This is a genomic window from Bacillus sp. G16 (assembly GCF_021282335.1).
Taxonomy (GTDB): domain Bacteria; phylum Bacillota; class Bacilli; order Bacillales; family Bacillaceae; genus Bacillus; species Bacillus inaquosorum.
The window spans coordinates 270,549-287,078 of the sequence record NZ_JAJSOZ010000006.1; the positions used below are offsets into that span (position 1 = coordinate 270,549).

Annotated in this window: 19 protein-coding genes and 1 riboswitch; of the genes, 1 reads left to right on the forward strand and 18 read right to left on the reverse strand. The window is 43.7% G+C overall.

The genetic code is table 11. The annotated features are described in order from the left end of the window. Positions 1-78: 78 nt before the first annotated feature. The 12 genes from resE to scpA form a co-directional block, all read right to left on the reverse strand. The gene (gene resE / locus LWH95_RS10220; protein WP_232919459.1) at positions 79-1,848 is read right to left on the reverse strand and encodes a sensor histidine kinase ResE; all 1,770 of its coding nucleotides are present in this window, start codon (positions 1,846-1,848) and stop codon (positions 79-81) included. Next, complete coding sequence (gene resD / locus LWH95_RS10225) at positions 1,845-2,567, reverse strand: DNA-binding response regulator ResD (RefSeq protein WP_004398187.1); 723 nt, start codon at positions 2,565-2,567, stop codon at positions 1,845-1,847. The genes resE and resD overlap by 4 nt, the downstream gene beginning before the upstream one ends. Positions 2,568-2,648: 81 nt before the next feature. Further along, positions 2,649-3,824 (reverse strand): cytochrome c biogenesis protein ResC, encoded by a 1,176-nt coding sequence (gene resC, locus LWH95_RS10230; RefSeq protein ID WP_232919461.1) that lies wholly within the window; start codon positions 3,822-3,824, stop codon positions 2,649-2,651. Positions 3,825-3,843: 19 nt separating this feature from the next. After that, the gene (resB, locus tag LWH95_RS10235) at positions 3,844-5,472 is read right to left on the reverse strand and encodes a cytochrome c biogenesis protein ResB (RefSeq protein WP_232919462.1); all 1,629 of its coding nucleotides are present in this window, start codon (positions 5,470-5,472) and stop codon (positions 3,844-3,846) included. Beyond that, on the reverse strand, positions 5,469-6,008 hold the full coding sequence (resA, locus tag LWH95_RS10240) for a thiol-disulfide oxidoreductase ResA (RefSeq protein ID WP_148983403.1): 540 nt from the start codon (positions 6,006-6,008) through the stop codon (positions 5,469-5,471). Before resA ends, resB begins: the two co-directional genes overlap by 4 nt. Positions 6,009-6,102: 94 nt before the next feature. After that, a complete protein-coding gene (rluB, locus tag LWH95_RS10245; protein WP_019258786.1) occupies positions 6,103-6,837 on the reverse strand; it encodes a 23S rRNA pseudouridine(2605) synthase RluB in 735 nt (244 codons plus the stop codon). Between the two features lie 90 nt (positions 6,838-6,927). After that, positions 6,928-7,464 (reverse strand): spore maturation protein, encoded by a 537-nt coding sequence (gene spmB, locus LWH95_RS10250; protein ID WP_232919464.1) that lies wholly within the window; start codon positions 7,462-7,464, stop codon positions 6,928-6,930. Positions 7,465-7,468: 4 nt separating this feature from the next. Further along, the gene (spmA, locus tag LWH95_RS10255) at positions 7,469-8,059 is read right to left on the reverse strand and encodes a spore maturation protein SpmA (protein ID WP_004398197.1); all 591 of its coding nucleotides are present in this window, start codon (positions 8,057-8,059) and stop codon (positions 7,469-7,471) included. Then, positions 8,047-9,195 carry a D-alanyl-D-alanine carboxypeptidase DacB gene (gene dacB, locus LWH95_RS10260; protein ID WP_232919465.1) on the reverse strand — a complete coding sequence of 383 codons (1,149 nt, stop codon included), beginning with the start codon at positions 9,193-9,195 and terminating at the stop codon, positions 8,047-8,049. Before dacB ends, spmA begins: the two co-directional genes overlap by 13 nt. A gap of 122 nt (positions 9,196-9,317) precedes the next feature. Then, complete coding sequence (locus LWH95_RS10265; RefSeq protein WP_004398199.1) at positions 9,318-9,857, reverse strand: YpuI family protein; 540 nt, start codon at positions 9,855-9,857, stop codon at positions 9,318-9,320. A 54-nt stretch (positions 9,858-9,911) separates the two neighbouring features. Next, the gene (gene scpB / locus LWH95_RS10270) at positions 9,912-10,505 is read right to left on the reverse strand and encodes an SMC-Scp complex subunit ScpB (protein WP_003223904.1); all 594 of its coding nucleotides are present in this window, start codon (positions 10,503-10,505) and stop codon (positions 9,912-9,914) included. Next, positions 10,495-11,250, reverse strand: a complete 756-nt coding sequence (gene scpA / locus LWH95_RS10275) for a segregation/condensation protein A (protein WP_004398201.1) — start codon at positions 11,248-11,250, stop codon at positions 10,495-10,497. Before scpA ends, scpB begins: the two co-directional genes overlap by 11 nt. Before the next feature lie 298 nt (positions 11,251-11,548). Between scpA and LWH95_RS10280 the strand changes: the two genes are divergently transcribed. Continuing rightward, positions 11,549-12,073, forward strand: coding sequence for a DUF309 domain-containing protein (locus tag LWH95_RS10280; RefSeq protein WP_133487083.1), 525 nt, complete (start codon positions 11,549-11,551; stop codon positions 12,071-12,073). 13 nt (positions 12,074-12,086) lie between these two features. On the opposite strand, the gene ribT is transcribed toward LWH95_RS10280, so the two are convergent. The 6 genes from ribT to LWH95_RS10310 all read right to left on the reverse strand — a co-directional run. Then, positions 12,087-12,461 (reverse strand): GNAT family N-acetyltransferase RibT, encoded by a 375-nt coding sequence (gene ribT, locus LWH95_RS10285; RefSeq protein WP_003223910.1) that lies wholly within the window; start codon positions 12,459-12,461, stop codon positions 12,087-12,089. Between the two features lie 112 nt (positions 12,462-12,573). After that, positions 12,574-13,038 carry a 6,7-dimethyl-8-ribityllumazine synthase gene (ribH, locus tag LWH95_RS10290; protein WP_003223915.1) on the reverse strand — a complete coding sequence of 155 codons (465 nt, stop codon included), beginning with the start codon at positions 13,036-13,038 and terminating at the stop codon, positions 12,574-12,576. Positions 13,039-13,070: 32 nt separating this feature from the next. Beyond that, positions 13,071-14,267, reverse strand: a complete 1,197-nt coding sequence (locus LWH95_RS10295) for a bifunctional 3,4-dihydroxy-2-butanone-4-phosphate synthase/GTP cyclohydrolase II (RefSeq protein WP_232919466.1) — start codon at positions 14,265-14,267, stop codon at positions 13,071-13,073. Positions 14,268-14,281: 14 nt separating this feature from the next. Further along, positions 14,282-14,929: a riboflavin synthase subunit alpha gene (gene ribE / locus LWH95_RS10300; RefSeq protein WP_019258793.1), complete on the reverse strand. Its 648-nt coding sequence runs from the start codon at positions 14,927-14,929 to the stop codon at positions 14,282-14,284. Positions 14,930-14,939: 10 nt separating this feature from the next. Then, a complete protein-coding gene (ribD, locus tag LWH95_RS10305) occupies positions 14,940-16,025 on the reverse strand; it encodes a bifunctional diaminohydroxyphosphoribosylaminopyrimidine deaminase/5-amino-6-(5-phosphoribosylamino)uracil reductase RibD (RefSeq protein ID WP_232919468.1) in 1,086 nt (361 codons plus the stop codon). Positions 16,026-16,155: 130 nt separating this feature from the next. Continuing rightward, positions 16,156-16,300: riboswitch (FMN riboswitch) on the reverse strand. A 144-nt stretch (positions 16,301-16,444) separates the two neighbouring features. Beyond that, positions 16,445-16,530, reverse strand: an 86-nt coding sequence (locus LWH95_RS10310) for an IS3 family transposase (RefSeq protein ID WP_131121716.1), incomplete at its 5' end; no start/stop codon positions are given.

Genomic DNA, 16,530 nt, shown 5'->3' on the forward strand with positions numbered 1-16,530 from the left:
TGGCTTTTAAAAAAACACCCGCTTAATCAGCAGGTGTTTCTTATGGAACAAGATTCTTCGGCAAATTCAGACCGGTTTTTATGGTTTTGTCGGAATATAAAATGTAAATGTCGTTCCTTTATCCATTCGGCTGTGCACCGTAATCGATCCATTGTGGGCTTCTACGATATTTTTAACGATAGCCAGTCCAAGCCCGGTTCCTGCTCTGCCTCTTGTCCGCGCTTTATCTGCCTTATAGAACCGCTCAAAGATAAATGGCAGGTCTTCTTCCGGTATGCCGGATCCAGAGTCTTTGATATCAATTTTCAATCCATCCTTCACAGAATGGACTGCAATGGAAACACTGCCCCCGGATGAAGTATGCCGCAGCGCGTTATCGATCAAATTGGTAAATACCTGCTCCATCTTGTCTTCATCAAACATAAACTCCTCTTCTGTGAGAGAAATATCTTGATGTAAAGCAATATTTTTTTCTTTAGCAACGCCGGAAAATTTCCGAATGATCTTCTCTAAAAATTCATTGACGTTGATATTATCGTAATGCAAGCCTGTATGGCCTGATTCCATTCGGGCTAAATCAAGCAAATCATTGACTAAGCGGCCCATTCGCAACGATTCGTCATAAATGATTTGGGCAATTTCTTTCCGGTCTTCTTCGGAGCTTGCAATATCATCGACAATTGCTTCACTGTATCCCTGAAGCATGGAGATCGGTGTTCTCAGCTCATGGCTGACATTTGCGATAAAATCTTCACGCAGCTTATCAAGGCGGCGTTCTTCAGTCATGTCGCGCAGCACGGCAACCGCTCCTCTGACATGCGATTCCGCATAAAGCGGCGACATCAAGAGCACCCATGATCTGCCTTGCAGCGTCATCTCAATCATTTGTTCTTTTTCAGTGCTGACAGCGTTTTGGAACAGCTCTTTTGCTTCAGGCGGAAGGTTATCGCCTTCTTTGATATTCATATTCTGCTCATAATACCAAGCCTGAAGAAAACGTTCAGCCGGCGGGTTTGTCACAAGAATCGTACCGTCAATATTAATGGTAATAACCCCGTCAGCCATACTGCTCAAAATGTTAGAAAGCTGTTCTTTTTCTTGATTGAGCGCATTAATATGAAAGTTAAGCTGCCGGCCCATTTGATTAAAAGCGGTTGCCAGTTCACCGATTTCATCCTGAGTTAAAATCGGGATTTTTGTATCGAACTTGCCTTTCGCCAAGTCTTGTGCGCCCTCTCTCATTTTTCGAAGCGGATACGTGACCCTGCTCGATAAAAAGAAAGCGAAAAACGTTGTCAGTACAATTGCAATCCCCGCGGCCAGAAAGATATAGCGGGTCGTGTGTTTTGTTGTATCTTTAACGGCAAGCAAAGACTGGGATAAAAAGACCATGCCTTTCTTTCCGTCTTTTTCATACGGGACACCTACAATCAGGCGTTCATTATCCGTGTCTGTATTGCTTAGCACCGTTCGTTTGCTTACTTTTTTATGATCTTGGAGAGCATTATTTAAATCTTTGTCATGCTGTATTTGCTCAACCGTAATGGACGACAGGCGATTTTTATCATTCGGAGAATACCAATACTTTTTCTCATCCTGAATGATGGCAATGCTTGTTAAGTTATCAGCGAGCTCCCAAGTGATTGATCTTGCCAGTGCCTGGTCCTCGTGATTTTCTATGATGACAGCAACTTTATTCGCAAGCTGTGTTAAATCATTCTCGGCTTCTTCCACATGGTAATTTTCAATAAATTCGAGCAAAAGAACCGTCAAAATGAATAATACGATCAAGACGAGTGAAAGGATCGTAAACCACAGCTTGCCTACTACGCTTTTCCAAAATTTCATTCAGCGCCTACCTCAAATTTATAGCCTACACCCCATACGGTGACAATTTTTTTCGCAGCTTCCGGAGATACCTTATTCAGTTTTTCTCTCAATCGTTTGACGTGAGTGTCTACTGTCCGCAGATCACCAAAAAACTCATATTGCCACACTTCTTTCAGCAGCTTTTCCCGATCATACACTTTATCAGGTGTTTTCGCTAAGAAGTATAGGAGCTCATACTCTTTCGGCGTCAGACTTACTTCTGTTCCATCAGCCGTTACACGGTGAGCATCATGGTCAATGGACAGATGTGAAAACACGAGCACATTTTTCGTCGGTGTATTGGCATTGAAATAAGAGGTTTGGGATGCTCTTCTCAAAAGGGCCTTTACCCGCAGCACGACTTCTCTCGGGCTGAACGGCTTGACAATATAATCATCTGTTCCCGCTTCAAACCCCTGCACCCGGTTTGCTTCTTCTCCTTTTGCGGTCAGCATGATAATTGGTGTCGCTTTTTTTTCACGAACTTGCCGGCACACTTCAATTCCGTCAGTCCCCGGCATCATCAGATCAAGCAAAATTAAGTCATAATTGGCTTCAAGCCCTTTGGCAATGGCTTCATCACCATTTTCCGCTTCGTCTATGACATAATTTTCACGTTCAAGATACATTCTTAAAAGGCGGCGAATTCTGGCTTCGTCATCAACTACTAATATTTTGGTTTCGTTCGTTTGGTCCATCGTTTTCCCCCTGCTTTCCTTCTGTTACTTTCATTTTATCAAATCGTGAGAAAGTTTGAGAACTGTGTCGCTTTCTTAGGACTATGCATAAGAATGAAGTCCGGCAAGCACTAGATTTACGAATATTAAATTAAACATAATAATAGCAAAACCGATTACGGCCAGCCATGCTGACTTCTCACCGTGCCAGCCTCTTGACAGTCTTAAATGCAAGTAAGCGGCATAGAACAAAAACGTGATCAGCGCCCAAACTTCCTTCGGGTCCCAGCCCCAAAATCTGGTCCACGCGAGCTGAGCCCAAATCATCGCAAAGATCAGCGCCCCGAGCGTAAAGATTGGAAATCCGATCGAAACGGCCCTGTAGCCAACTTCATCCACCAGATCAAGATTGACGTTTTTCACCAGCGGATGTAATAGAGCGCTGATTCTTTTTCTGATGATCAGACGAAGAACTCCGTACAAAACAAGGCCTGCTCCAAATGACCAAATGACGGTGTTCACCTTTCTGCCTGAGAAAAGGGCGGGAAGCTCAGCAAGCGGCTCCATTCTCCCCTCGGTCAAAAGCTCTCCCTGATGTGGGCCGACAAGTGCAGGCATTTCGTACACCATCACACTTTTTTCTTTATTTTTATCCACCCAGTTAAACTCCGCTTCATAGCCTGCAAGACGAAATGCCGATGTGATCGCAATAAAGGCGACGGTTGTGACCAGGATAAACATAATCGCTTCAAGCCAGAACGTTTTTTTGCTTGTTTTTGTCTGGTCTACATGCTTCAAAAGAAAGATGACACCTGCGACAAAGCTGATAGCAAGTATAGCTTGCCCAAGCGCTGCTGTTGTTACGTGAATATACAGCCAATTGCTCTGCAGCGACGGAATTAAGGGCGAGATATCCGTCGGAAACATGCTGGCGTAAGCAATCAGCAATAAAGCGATTGACAGCGTAAACAGACCTAATGAAGGCAATCTGTAGATAAAATAAAGAATAATAAACGCCAAAACAAGCATCATGCCAAAGGCGGTGGTGAATTCAAACATATTGCTGACTGGTGCATGGCCGCTGGCAGCCCACCTTGTGATGAAATATCCCAGATGGCAGAGAAAACCGATAATAGTAAGGGTGATTCCAATGTTGGCCCATCGGTTAGGCTTGCCCTTTTTACCTTTATTTCCGCGTATGGCCCCGCCGAAAATCGGGACAGCGATTAAATACACAAGAAAGGCCGCATAAAGAAAATTTCCGCTCAGCTCCGCCATGACATCACTCCCTTTTCGCCTATTTCTGTGTTTTGATTAATTCTTTTTGGTCCTCCGGTTCAGTCAGTCCGGAATCAGCCAATACAAAGGCTAAATCCTTCTTCAGGCCATACCAGTTTTTATTCGTATGCCCTGCCACCATGACTGCGCCATCCTGTGAGTGAAGCCAGATTCTTCGGTGCTGCCAGTACATACCCTGAATAACACCGATCATAAAAATGGCTCCGCCGACAGCAAGCACCCAGAGTGTCAGATCCTTTCTGACTGTGAGTCCGGTAATGTTTTTCGTTTCGACATGGTCAAATTTCAGCTTATATTTATTGCTGTCTGAGCCCTCGATTGTTTCTTGGATGGCGACAAAGCTTTTCTCACCCTTCGGTTTGTCCGGCGTTATGATATTAAAGACAAAAGCCGGATTGTTAGGGATCTTTGTTTTCGTGCTCGGCTCTCCGTCCTGATTAAAATAGAAGTCTGGCAGATAGCTGGCGATTTCCACTTTGTAACCGTTGCCAAGATCATAAACCGAATCTGGATCCAGAAGGTTGACCTTTAAGCTCCCAAAGGATTTTTTTGTTTTTTTGTCTATCAGCTGAAACACCATTTGATCAAGCTGATTCTCTTTATAATCCACCTGGTAAACGGAAAAAGAATCAAAACGCAGCGGCTGATTGACACGAATGTCCTCTTCTGTTACTTTTTTCAGCTTCGGCTTCTCACCATAAACAATTTTTCCTTCTCTCTTGTAGAGTACGGCATCTGTTTGAAAGTTCTTTGCCACTTTCCCGTCCCCGACTCTATCAATCGCATCTGCGAATACCTTTTTTTCCGTTTTGCTGTTATAGGTCTCTACGCTGAATTGATTGTTTTTCAAATAATATTTTCCGTCTGTTCCCGGAACGGCTGCGGTTTCGCCTTCTCTGACCCAAAGCGTCTCATCGACATACATTCCAGGCACAAATCTCAGCATTGCACCAATCAGAAAGATAATCAATCCAATGTGGTTGACATACGGGCCCCAGCGGGAAAAACGCCCTTTTTCGGCAAGAATGCTGCCCTCTTTTTCTCTGATTCTATAATGTTTTTTCTTTAAGAGAGCAACAATCTGTTCTTTTGCTTCTCCGTTAAGTACAGTATCCGTTTCACTGAACAAGCGCTGCCTTCTTAAAAAAGCAGGACTCCTGCGGACACCTTGGTTTTTTAACGCTCTGTACAACGGAATGACCCGGTCGAGGCTGCAAATCACGAGTGAAATGCCGATCGAGGCAATGAGCAGCAAATACCACCAGGAACCATATAAATGATGAAACCCGAGCAAATAATAAAGCTGGCCAAACGTGCCGTACTGCTCTTTGTAATAGGTATCAGCCTGTGCACCCGGAGGTAAATAGGCTTCTTGGGGAAAAATGGTGCCGAACGCTGATGCGGCAAGGGTTATGACGATAAGCCATATTCCCACCTTAACCGAAGAAAAGAAATTCCAAATTTTATCGATGATCGTTTTGTTATAGGTTTGTGAACGCCTAGCGCTTCCGTCATATCTCATATCAGCAAGCGGAGGCTGGGTTTCCTGGAGAGCTCTTCCGCACGATTCACATAGAACGGTTCCGACCGGGTTTACATGTCCGCATTCACATTTAACTTGCTTCATCCCGAAGTCTCTCCGGGTTTTATCAGATTCATATAATCATGGATCATGCTTTCTGTCATAGTGCCGGTCACCACCTTGACAACTTTTCCTTCCGGATTGATTAAAAAGGTTGTCGGAAGCGGAGATACGTCATAGGCATCAAGCACTTGGCGATCTGTATCCAGAACAACCGGAAAATTGACTCCGTAGGATTTCATAAAATTATGTACTGCTATCTTTGACTCTCCAACATTTACCGCGACAACTTCAACGCCTTGGTCTTTAAAATGCTTATATTGGTTCGCCATATAAGGAAATTCTTTCTTGCACGGTTCACACCATGTACCCCAGAAATTCAAAAAAACACCTTTCCCTTTTAAGTCACTGAGCTCGATACGTTTCCCATCCGTATCTTCAAGGACAAAATTCGGTGCGTCGGACCCTTCGGATATACTCTCTTTGCCGGCAAATACAGCGTTATAAATTGTATAGCCAAGTGCACAGATTAAAACGAGAAGGATGCCGGTCCGAATGAATAAACGCCTTTTTTTCTTCATTGTCCACTGCCCCCTTCCCCCTATTGCAGATCCATTCAATTATATCATTGCACGTTCATTTCACATTTCTTACTTTTTGAAGGTTATGTGAAATTTAGAAAGCGTTTTTACCGTGCTCCGCCAGCGCTCTAAGTCTTTTAACTTCATGCGGCGTAAGCTCTCTGGCATCTCCCGTGTGCAAGCCTCGCAGGTTTAAAAACGCGTATTCTTCACGCTTCAGCTTGATTACCTCATGCCCGATCGCTTCGAACATGCGGCGCACCTGTCTGTTACGTCCTTCATGGATGGTCAGCTGAATAATGCTTGTTTGCTTTTTCTTATCCAAAGACAGCAGCTTCGCTTTAGCAGGCGCCGTTTTGCCTTCTTCCAGCCTAATTCCGCGCTCCAGCTTTCTGAGCAGCTCTTTAGGCGGGATCCCTTTCACCTTCGCCACGTATGTTTTATCTATTTCATACTTAGGGTGCATCAGTTTATTGGCAAACTCGCCGTCATTGGTTAACAGCAAAAGACCGCTCGTATCATAATCCAGACGCCCAATCGGGTAAATGCGCTGCGGGATTTCTTTAAAAAAGTCCGTCACGACTTTGCGCCCTTTGTCATCTTGGGCTGCAGAAATAACGCCTCTTGGTTTATATAAGAGAAAGTAAACCGGCTCTTCGCGTTCAACCTTTAACCCGTTTACCTCAATCTGATCAGAACCGGTGACCTTAACACCAAGCTCTGTTACTACTTTGCCGTTCACCTTTACTTTTCCTTCTTTAATCAGCTCTTCTGCCTTTCTGCGCGATGCAACTCCGGCATGAGCAATTACTTTTTGCAGTCTTTCCATGTCTTTCACCTCAAGTATTATCTTACTTTTTTCAACCTTAACAAACAAGCTTTTTCAAATTTCTGTGCCAAATCCAAAAAAACGCCGTTTTCAGGCGCTCCCAAATAATAACGTAACGATGATGATAGATGCAACTACACCGATTAAATCAGCAAGAAGTCCCACCTTTAACGCATCACCCATTTTTTTAATGCCGACCGCTCCGAAATACACAGTCAGTACGTAAAGCGTGGTATCTGTTGATCCCTGCATGACGGAAGCCAGCCTGCCGATAAAGGAATCGGGCCCGTATACTGCAATTAAATCTGTCGTCATGCCGAGTGCTGCCGTACCAGAGATCGGGCGGATCAGCGCAAGCGGAACCACCTCAGCAGGGATGCCGATAGCGGAGAAAACCGGTTTTAAAAGGTCCATTATAAAATCAAGCGCGCCTGATGATCTGAAAACTGTAATGGCGACAAGCATTCCGACTAAGTAGGGGATAATGGAAAAAGCGATTTCTATCCCTTCTTTTCCGCCTTCAACAAACGACTCATATGTGGGAATCTTTTTGATTGTTCCATAAAGAAGAATTCCGGCAATAATGATCGGAATCATAGCTAAAGACAGCCAGTTGATGATTTCCATCCGCTCACCTTCCCTTCTTTTTGCGGCGGTAATAAAAATACCGGTCAATGATAATGGCGCCGATTCCAGAAATGAGTGTCGCTAAAATGCTCGGTCCGACAATATCTGTCGGCGTTTTGGAGGAATAGGCCATTCGAACAGCAATCACCGTTGTCGGAATGAGCGTGATGCATGACGTATTGACAGCTAAAAAAGTAATCATCGACCGGCTTGCTTCCGATCGGTTTCCATTCAGCTTTTTCATTTGCTCCATTGCTTTAATGCCAAGCGGAGTTGCCGCATTCCCGAGGCCGAAGAAGTTCGCCATGAGATTAGATAAAATGTAGCCCATCGCCGGGTGATCCGGCGGTATATCAGGAAACAGCTTAGATATAAAAGGCCTGCACATCCGGCTGAAAATATCCAAAAGCCCCGCCTGCTCGGCTATTTTCATTAAGCCAAGCCAGAAAACAAGCACGCTCATCAGTCCGAATGAGATTGTAACGGCTTCCTTCGCACCCTTAAACACGGCTTCATTTACATCTTGCAGAGTTCCGTTGCACATCGCAAAAACAAGTCCGATCACAGTTAAGCTGACCCAAATTATATTGACCATTTTGCCCCGCCAGCCGCATTCAGAAAGATGGATTTAAACGTTTCAAAAAATTGTTTTTTCGGTTTTTGATGTCGTTCATTTTCATAAAAGATCGGCACTTTTGCGATGGTTTCATCGTTGAACATGATCTTCATGTGTCCTACGATGTCGGGAATTTTTGATGCATCTTTCTCCCATGCTTTTTTCGGCTTAAGCAGCGTGGTTCTAATTTTGACATCTTCTTTTTCTTCTTCGGTTAGCAAATAGGTGATGTCACGTTTGATAAAAGCCTTAGATTCATAAAATGTGCCTTTCAGCTTTGGAATGTCCCCTTTTTTCGCGATTAAATAGGTTTGATAATGATCAAACACATAGTTAAACATATTCATATGATCATCCCAATCGTCAGGGTCATTTATGGTAACGGCGATCAGGTCTATGCCGTCCTTTGAGGCTGTTGAGACCAGTGTCCGTTTTGCAAGCTTTGTATAGCCTGTTTTTCCTCCTGTGCTATATCGATAAAGCATGGTCAGCAGTTTATTTTTGTTTTTCCAGACACTTTCCATCGTTTCTGCTTTGTATATTTTTGTGCCTGAAATTTTTTGATAGTCTTTCAACTTCATAGCGTATTTTGTTAAGATGGCCATGTCATAGGCTGTTGAATAATGGTTTTCATGGTCGTCCAATCCGTGCGGGTTTTGAAAACGGGTATTCTCCATACCAAGCTGCTCTGCTTTTTGATTCATCATATAAACAAATCCATCGAGGCTGCCCCCGACATGCTCGGCAATCGCAACAGCGGCGTCGTTTCCTGATCTCAGCATCAGGCCATACACAAGATCTTTTAATTTCACTTTTTGCCCTTCCGTTAAATAAATGGCAGAGCCTTCTGTTCTGACAGCATTTGCCGAAACCGTCACAGTTTCACCCATTTTGCCGGATTCAATGGCGAGAACGGCCGTCATGATTTTTGTGATGCTTGCAATCCGCCTTTTTTCATGCTCACCCTTGGCAAATAACACTCTGCCTGAATCTCCATCAATTACTATCGCGCTTTTTGCACTAACATCTATAGCCGCATGTGCTGTGTTCACATTTACATTTGCAAATAGAAAAAAAATCATGACCATGAAGACTGCTTTTTTGAAAATGCGCATGTTTGCTCACGTCCTTGTGGTGGTTTGTACAAGTTTATGCGCATGTCCATCAGTTATGAATAACAATTATATAACGGCGGACAAACATAAAAAAACTCTCCCTGAAAAAGGGAGAGTAAACGTTATCTGATTGGCGCCATGCTTGATCCGGACGCTTCGTAATGAGCCAGCTCTTCTCTCATCTTCAGAAAGGCTGCGCTCAACGGCAATAATAATTGCTCAAGCGACGCAGGAACAGCATGGTAAAACTCAATTGCGCTGACCCCCGTATAAGACGCCCGGCTATTTTCACACCACGTGTCTTTTTTCGGCATAAAGAACTCTTCAATGCATTGGTGATACACATTGTACAGTGTTTTCTCCGCTCTGGCATCCTGAAAAGGCTCCTGCATCAAGAGTCGGCGGCACGCTTCTGCGCCTCCTTCACAAAATACTGCCATTCTTCTCAGAGTGCTCAGCACATCACAGCAGTATCCTTTCTCAATAGGCAATTCAGCCTGTAAGGACTCCAGCGTCGTTTGATTTAGATAGTCGTTAACGGTATTGACAACCATTGATAAGAATTCGCCTGTTTTTTGAGTCTGCACTCGCACAATCGAATGTCCCATTTCGTTTGGTATCTTCCCCTCATGTCTTTGTCTCTCACATTTTGCTTCTTTCATGATAGCTTCTTCCTTATATCTTATGATGATGAAAAAGCGCGATTCATTAAACTTCTATTTTATATCTTCGAAGGTTTGGTTAAAGTTTTCAAAAAATAAATCTGCTTCTTCTTGAAGAACGTCTTCTTCCGCATTTTCAGGAAGCGGCGGAAGCTCGTCCAGCGTTTTCAGACCAAATTGCTCAAGAAAAGTCGGCGTTGTGCCGTATAAAATAGCCCTTCCCGGACCGTCAGCCCGCCCGACTTCACACAATAGCGCCTTCGCAACGAGGCTGTGTAAAATCCGCTCTGATTTCACGCCTCTGATTTCTTCAATTTCTGCTCTTGTAATCGGCTGTTTATATGAAACGATGGCCAGCACTTCTAAAGATGCTTGAGAAAGGCCCTTTGACGGCACTTCAATCAGTTTTTTCAAGTACGGGGCAAAGTCTTTTTTGGTAGAGAGCATATACGTATCTGCATATTCAATAAGTTCAATGCCCCTTGTATCCCCGCGGTATTCATCTGCTACATCCGCCATAATGGTGTTCAGTTCAGGCTCTTCGATTTCAAGCACTGTTAACAGCTGCTTTTTTGTGAGCCCTTCATCGCCTGCCGCATAAAGAAGGGCTTCCACTATAGCTTTCCAATTCACGATATCAAGCCCCATGAATGGATTCACTCCCCGTAATGTAAATATCTGAAAAATTGTGCTCCTGTTCAATGAGAACCAGCTGATTTTTCATCAGCTCGAGAACGGCTAGAAAGGTCACTACCAAATGTTCTTTTTGCTCATACGGAAACAGATCCATAAAGTTGATTCTCGTTCCTCTTGATTTCAGACTGTGCACGATTTCGTTCATTCTGTCTTCGATTGGTATTTCCTGTCTTGTAATTGTTGTTTCCATCGGCCTTGTTATTTTTTTGCGTTTGAGCACTTTTTGAAAAGCCCCGATCATATCATAGACCGTGACAGAGAGCTTTTGCTCAGACTGCTTTACTTCTTTTGCATATTCGCTCAAATCACTCGGCGGTTTCGTGAACGATTTTTGTCTTTCTTCTTCCCGTTCTTTTAAATCCTTCGCCGCATCTTTATATTTTCTATACTCAATCAGCTTTTCAATCAATTCTTCCCGCGGATCTTCTTCTTCAAGTAATTCATCTTCAAAAAGCTCCTCCTCTTGCTTCGGGAGCAGCATTCTGCTTTTAATGCTGAGCAGCGTGGCAGCCATGACCAAATACTCGCTGGCAATATCGAGCTCAAGCACACGCATCGTATGTACATATAATAAATATTGTTCAGTGATCTTCGCCACAGGTATATCATATATGTCAATTTCAAGACGATTGATTAAATGAAGCAGCAGGTCCAATGGGCCCTCAAACGTATCAATTTTCACTTGATATTCTTCCATCATCTCACCATTTTCAAGTATCACTCTCATTGCCGGATAAACTGGCTACCCTTTAGTATAAGCCACCAAAAAGCTCTCGTCCAATACTATTTCATTTCCTGTTTTGAACCGGTTGTACAGAATATTCAAAACAGGAAATATTCGCTCAGACCATAGCAAAGAAGGTAGGAGAAAAAAGACTTAGCGGCGATTTCCCTTGCGTTGTCGTGCTAAAACAAAGAAGCTGCCAGGGCTGGGCGTTCTTTTTCCTTTTAACCTTCCTGTGTTACACTAAAGGCAGATTAAAGGAGGAAGCATCTTGTACCCGAAAGCTTATATTGATTATCTCGTTGAATTTCACGCGACGCGGGATTATTTTGAATGCCATGAAATATTAGAAGAATATTGGAAGGAAGATCCTCCAAACCAACGAAAAATGTATTGGGTCGGTTTCATACAGCTTGCGGTCGCTTTGTATCATCACAGAAGGAAGAATACTGCCGGGGCAAAAAGACTGATGGCGAACAGCATCCGGATTCTTCAAGCGGAAAAACAAGCGGTCGAATACTTGGGGCTTGATCATAGCCGTTTACTCGAGCTTATGCAGTCGGTTTACGAACAAATCGAAACGGGCTCTTCCTATAAAAGCATCATGCTGCCGATCAAAGATGAGAAGCTTGAGGAAGCATGCCGCGTTGAATGCAAGAAAAAGGAGTACACATGGGGGCAGCCCAGCACACTCACTGATACATTTCTTATCAACAAGCACCGTTTGCGGGATCGGACTGACGTCATCCTTGAACGTGAAAAAGAAATAGAACGGAGGAAAAAAAGCAGAGGCTGATTACAGCCTCTGCTTAATTATTGTATGAAATGTCTTGATCCTGCTGACCTTGACAACGTTCGAAAAAGCTCTGCGTTAATTCATTCGGAACCAGTACCTGCGTTTTGAATAAATGCTTTAGAGCATCCATCATCTGTTTTCCGATTCCTTGATGGCGATGAGAAGGATTCACACTGATATGCCGGATTTCAACCTCAGAATCCTTTTTTTCGACTCCGATTGCTCCGACGATATCTTCGTCCTCTTTCCAAAGAAAGAGCTGGCGGTCTGTATCCGTTTCGTAGTCCTTAATTGTCTGCTGAAGCTGCTTAAGGTCTTTTTCATTCGGCATGAACGAAAGAAGTCCCATCGCAATCTTTTCAAACGATTTTTTATAACGAATTAACATAAAAACCCCTCTATATCCAAAATGTCCAGTCTGCTATTAACGGATACGAATAGGTGATCCGTTTTCTCACATTATATCATTTTCGCCATATTTTTAAACTGTTTTCAGCAAATTATTCAAATGAACGGTTTAAATTTGCCATTTCTATGGCAGAAACAGCACAATCTACACCTTTGTTGCCCGCTTTTGTGCCGGCACGCTCAATTGCCTGTTCGATGTTTTCAGTTGTCACAATTCCAAAGATGACAGGCACGCCTGTAGTGTTTGCTGCTTGCGCGATGCCTTTGGCAGCTTCATTGCAGACATAATCGTAATGTGTTGTCGCGCCTCTGATGACAGTGCCCAATGTGATGATGGCGTCATATTTTTTTGTTTCCGCCATTTTTTTCGCAGCAAACGGAATTTCAAATGCACCTGGAACCCAAGCCACATCGATATCATTTGTGTCTACGCCATGTCTGAGTAACGCATCTTCTGCACCGCTCAGCAGCTTGCTTGTAATAAAATCATTAAATCTTCCTACTACGATTCCGATTTTAAGACCTGTACCAACTAAATTTCCTTGTATGATATTCATATGATTCCCATCCTTTTTTGTGATATTTGTGATTAGAAATGAAGTAAATGACCCAGCTTGTTCATTTTGGTTTGCAAATATTTTTTATTGTGTTCTTTTGCCTCCATTTGAAGCGGCACTCTTTCTGAAATACTGAGTCCGTAGCCTTCAAGGCCGGCAATTTTGCGCGGATTATTCGTCAAAAGCTTCATATTCCGCACACCGAGGTCGCGTAAAATTTGTGCACCGATGCCATAGTTGCGAAGGTCAGGCAAGAAGCCGAGCGCTTCGTTGGCTTCTACGGTGTCATAGCCTTGTTCCTGAAGCTTATAAGCTTTTAATTTATTGATTAAACCGATGCCTCGGCCTTCTTGGCGCAAGTACAAGAGCACTCCCCGGCCTTCTGCGGCAATTTGCGTCAGCGCGGCGTGCAGCTGCGGGCCGCAGTCACAGCGATGAGACCCAAACACGTCACCTGTGAGACATTCTGAATGCACCCGGACCAATACCGGTTCTTCTCCGAACGGCACATCTCCCATCACAAATGCGACATGCTCTTTTCCGTCTACCTCATTTGTGTAACCGTAAACCTTAAATGTGCCAAAATCAGTAGGGAGCGTAATGTCGACTTCACGTCCGACTAGTGTTGTTAGATTGTAACGGTATTGAATCAAATCTTTAATGGTGATCATTTTTAATTGATGCTTTTTCGCAATTTCAATAAGCTCAGGCACTCTTGCCATTGTTCCGTCTTCATTCATAATTTCACAAATGACGCCGGCTCCTTGAGATCCGCAGGCTTCGGCAAGGTCAACAGCAGCTTCTGTATGGCCCGCTCTTTTCAGGACACCTCCTTTTTTCGCAATCAGCGGAAAAATGTGCCCCGGACGCTGAAAATCAGACGGCACAGATTTACTGTCCAGCAATGCTTGAACGGTAAAAGACCTTTCTTGAGCACTGATACCCGTTTTCGTATTACGGTGGTCAATACTTACCGTAAATGCAGTATGGTGAGAATCTGTATTATGCTCAACCATAGGGTGAAGATCCAGCTTGTCTGCGATTTCCTCACTAAGCGGCGTGCAAATCAGCCCTCTTCCGTGTGTCGCCATAAAGTTAATGACTTCTGGAGTTGTATGCTCAGCCAGAGCCACAAAGTCTCCTTCATTTTCTCTGTCTTCATCATCTACAACTATGATGACTTCGCCTTTTTTTAAAGCGTCTAGTGCTTCTTCTATCGGATGAAACATGCAAATCTTCCTCTCTAAAAGCCGTTTTCGCTTAAGAAGGCTTTTGTAATGGTTTGTTGGGTCTTATTTTCATTGGCTTTATGCAAAAATCGATACATATATTTTCCGATCATATCGCATTCGATATTCACTTTAGAGCCGATCGTTTTTTCTGAAAAAATCGTTTCGCTGATCGTATGCGGTATTAGAGAAATTGTCACTGTATCTTCTGTCAGGCCGAATATTGTTAAGCTCACGCCATCAACGGTTATTGATCCTTTTAAGACCAAAGTTTTTGTTAAAGACGGGTCCATCTTTAAATCATAGTAAACAGCGTTGCTTTTCTCTTCAATTCGGGTAATTTCAGCAGTTCCGTCGACATGGCCTGAGACAAAATGGCCTCCGAAACGGCCGTTTGCCGCCATCGCTCTTTCCAGATTTACTTTGCTTCCTTTTGATAGATCATTCAGCGACGTAGCTTTGACTGTTTCAGGCATAACATCCACTGTGAATTGATTCTTTGTAAAATCAGTGACAGTCAGACAAATGCCGTTAACTGCAATGCTGTCACCCAGATGAACATCCTCTAAAATCTTTGAGCATTTGATTGTTAAGGCCATTGAATGCCCTGCTTTTTTCATGGATTCGATTGTGCCTGTTTCTTCAATTATTCCTGTAAACATGGTCACCATCCTACTCGTTTATCGGTTTTGCCGTCAGTTTGATATCACGGCCGATTTGGGTTATATCAGTGAATTGTAATAAGGGGACATCTTTCATTGATTGAAAACCTTCACCGGAGATTAAGCTGGGAGCATGCAATCCTCCGATTAGTTTAGGGGCAAAATAGAAGATGATTTCTTGAAAACAGCCTTCTTTGACAAAGCTTCCGTGAACAGCTGATCCGCCTTCCACATACACCGACATGATACCTTCTTCCGCAAGGATTTTCAGAACATCGGGAACTTGAATGCGTTCAGTTTCAAGCGTAAATATGTTCACACCGAAAGCTGAAAGCCGTTTTTTCTTTTCCTCGTCTGCTCGTGCCGTTGTAAAAATCCATGTCGGCGCTGCTTGATCGCAAATCACTTGAGCGTCCTCATGAATCGAGAGTGCGGTATCAAGTATTACGCGAACCGGCTGTTTTGTCACATTCGGCAGCCTGCAGGTTAAACTTGGATTGTCAGCTATCACCGTGCCAACTCCGACTAGAATGCTTTGGTGTGTTTTCCTGTACTGCTGAGCATCCTGTCTCGCGGCCTCTGAGGTGATCCATTTGCTGTCGCCCGTGCTGGTAGCTGTCTTTCCATCAAGGCTTGCAGCAGCTTTTAGAGTGACGTAAGGGAGGCCTGTCCTCATGAAGTGCAGAAATTTTTCATTCAGCTTCTCCGCCTGATCTGCCAGGATGCCTTCCTTTACTTCAATACCGGCTTCTTCAATCATGCTGATCCCTCTTCCAGCCACAAGCGGGTTAGGATCTCTCATCGCCACAAACACTCTTTTGATGCCAGAGTTGATAATCAGTTCTGCGCATGGCGGTGTTTTTCCATAATGGCTGCACGGTTCGAGTGTAACGTAAATATCAGCACCCATTGCATGGGATCCGGCCATATGGATGGCATGAACTTCTGCATGAGCTTCGCCGTATTTTAAATGGGCGCCCATACCGACAATTTGTCCGTCCTTTACCACAACAGCGCCGACGAGCGGATTGGACTCGGTCTGTCCTTCGCCCTGCTTCGCAAGATCTAATGCCAGCTTCATATAATACTCTTCCATTTGTTTCCCTCCCCTCTTTTATTGATTTACCGTCAAAAAAGCCCCGAATTTATAAAAAATCCGGGGCTTTAGGTATTTTACGCAATAGGAAATAACACTATGCATATTTAAACTTTTTGCATAGCGGCTCATCATCCTTCTCCCATCCAGACTTTCACTGTCGGCTTCAGCTTAAACTGAATCCACCGCGCGCTTATGCACACGGGTCACGGGCTCTAAAGCGCATTCGCTTTACCACCGCCGGTCGGGATTTCCACCCTGCCCCGAAGGATACAATCTTTATTCATTTGTCCTTAATGGCTATTATAGCGATCCTTTTTAAAGGACGCAATGAAATAAACTTACAATTTGAGAAAAACAAAAAAACACCCTTCGATCGGGACTGACCCCCGTTTTTGAGACAGGGGTCAAAACACCTTTTAAACAGCCAATTGCCGATAGTTTATCGGTGATTGGTTGTTTAGTTTGGTTTGAATACGAATATTGTTATAATAATGAATGTATT

Bases quoted from the DNA above. Each gene is read 5' to 3' on its own strand.
- resB (WP_232919462.1), bottom strand. From the start codon at position 5,472: ATGAAGCAAGTTAAATGTGAATGCGGACATGTAAACCCGGTCGGAACC.
- ribT (WP_003223910.1), bottom strand. From the start codon at position 12,461: ATGTTAATTCGTTATAAAAAATCGTTTGAAAAGATTGCGATGGGACTT.
- spmA (WP_004398197.1), bottom strand. From the start codon at position 8,059: ATGGTCAATATAATTTGGGTCAGCTTAACTGTGATCGGACTTGTTTTT.
- LWH95_RS10295 (WP_232919466.1), bottom strand. From the start codon at position 14,267: ATGTTTCATCCGATAGAAGAAGCACTAGACGCTTTAAAAAAAGGCGAA.
- resC (WP_232919461.1), bottom strand. From the start codon at position 3,824: ATGGCGGAGCTGAGCGGAAATTTTCTTTATGCGGCCTTTCTTGTGTAT.
- resE (WP_232919459.1), bottom strand. From the start codon at position 1,848: ATGAAATTTTGGAAAAGCGTAGTAGGCAAGCTGTGGTTTACGATCCTT.
- scpA (WP_004398201.1), bottom strand. From the start codon at position 11,250: ATGGAAGAATATCAAGTGAAAATTGATACGTTTGAGGGCCCATTGGAC.
- ribD (WP_232919468.1), bottom strand. From the start codon at position 16,025: ATGGAAGAGTATTATATGAAGCTGGCATTAGATCTTGCGAAGCAGGGC.
- scpB (WP_003223904.1), bottom strand. From the start codon at position 10,505: ATGGGGCTTGATATCGTGAATTGGAAAGCTATAGTGGAAGCCCTTCTT.
- rluB (WP_019258786.1), bottom strand. From the start codon at position 6,837: ATGGAAAGACTGCAAAAAGTAATTGCTCATGCCGGAGTTGCATCGCGC.
- ribH (WP_003223915.1), bottom strand. From the start codon at position 13,038: ATGAATATCATACAAGGAAATTTAGTTGGTACAGGTCTTAAAATCGGA.
- ribE (WP_019258793.1), bottom strand. From the start codon at position 14,929: ATGTTTACAGGAATAATTGAAGAAACAGGCACAATCGAATCCATGAAA.
- resD (WP_004398187.1), bottom strand. From the start codon at position 2,567: ATGGACCAAACGAACGAAACCAAAATATTAGTAGTTGATGACGAAGCC.
- resA (WP_148983403.1), bottom strand. From the start codon at position 6,008: ATGAAGAAAAAAAGGCGTTTATTCATTCGGACCGGCATCCTTCTCGTT.
- LWH95_RS10265 (WP_004398199.1), bottom strand. From the start codon at position 9,857: ATGAAAGAAGCAAAATGTGAGAGACAAAGACATGAGGGGAAGATACCA.
- dacB (WP_232919465.1), bottom strand. From the start codon at position 9,195: ATGCGCATTTTCAAAAAAGCAGTCTTCATGGTCATGATTTTTTTTCTA.
- spmB (WP_232919464.1), bottom strand. From the start codon at position 7,464: ATGGAAATCATCAACTGGCTGTCTTTAGCTATGATTCCGATCATTATT.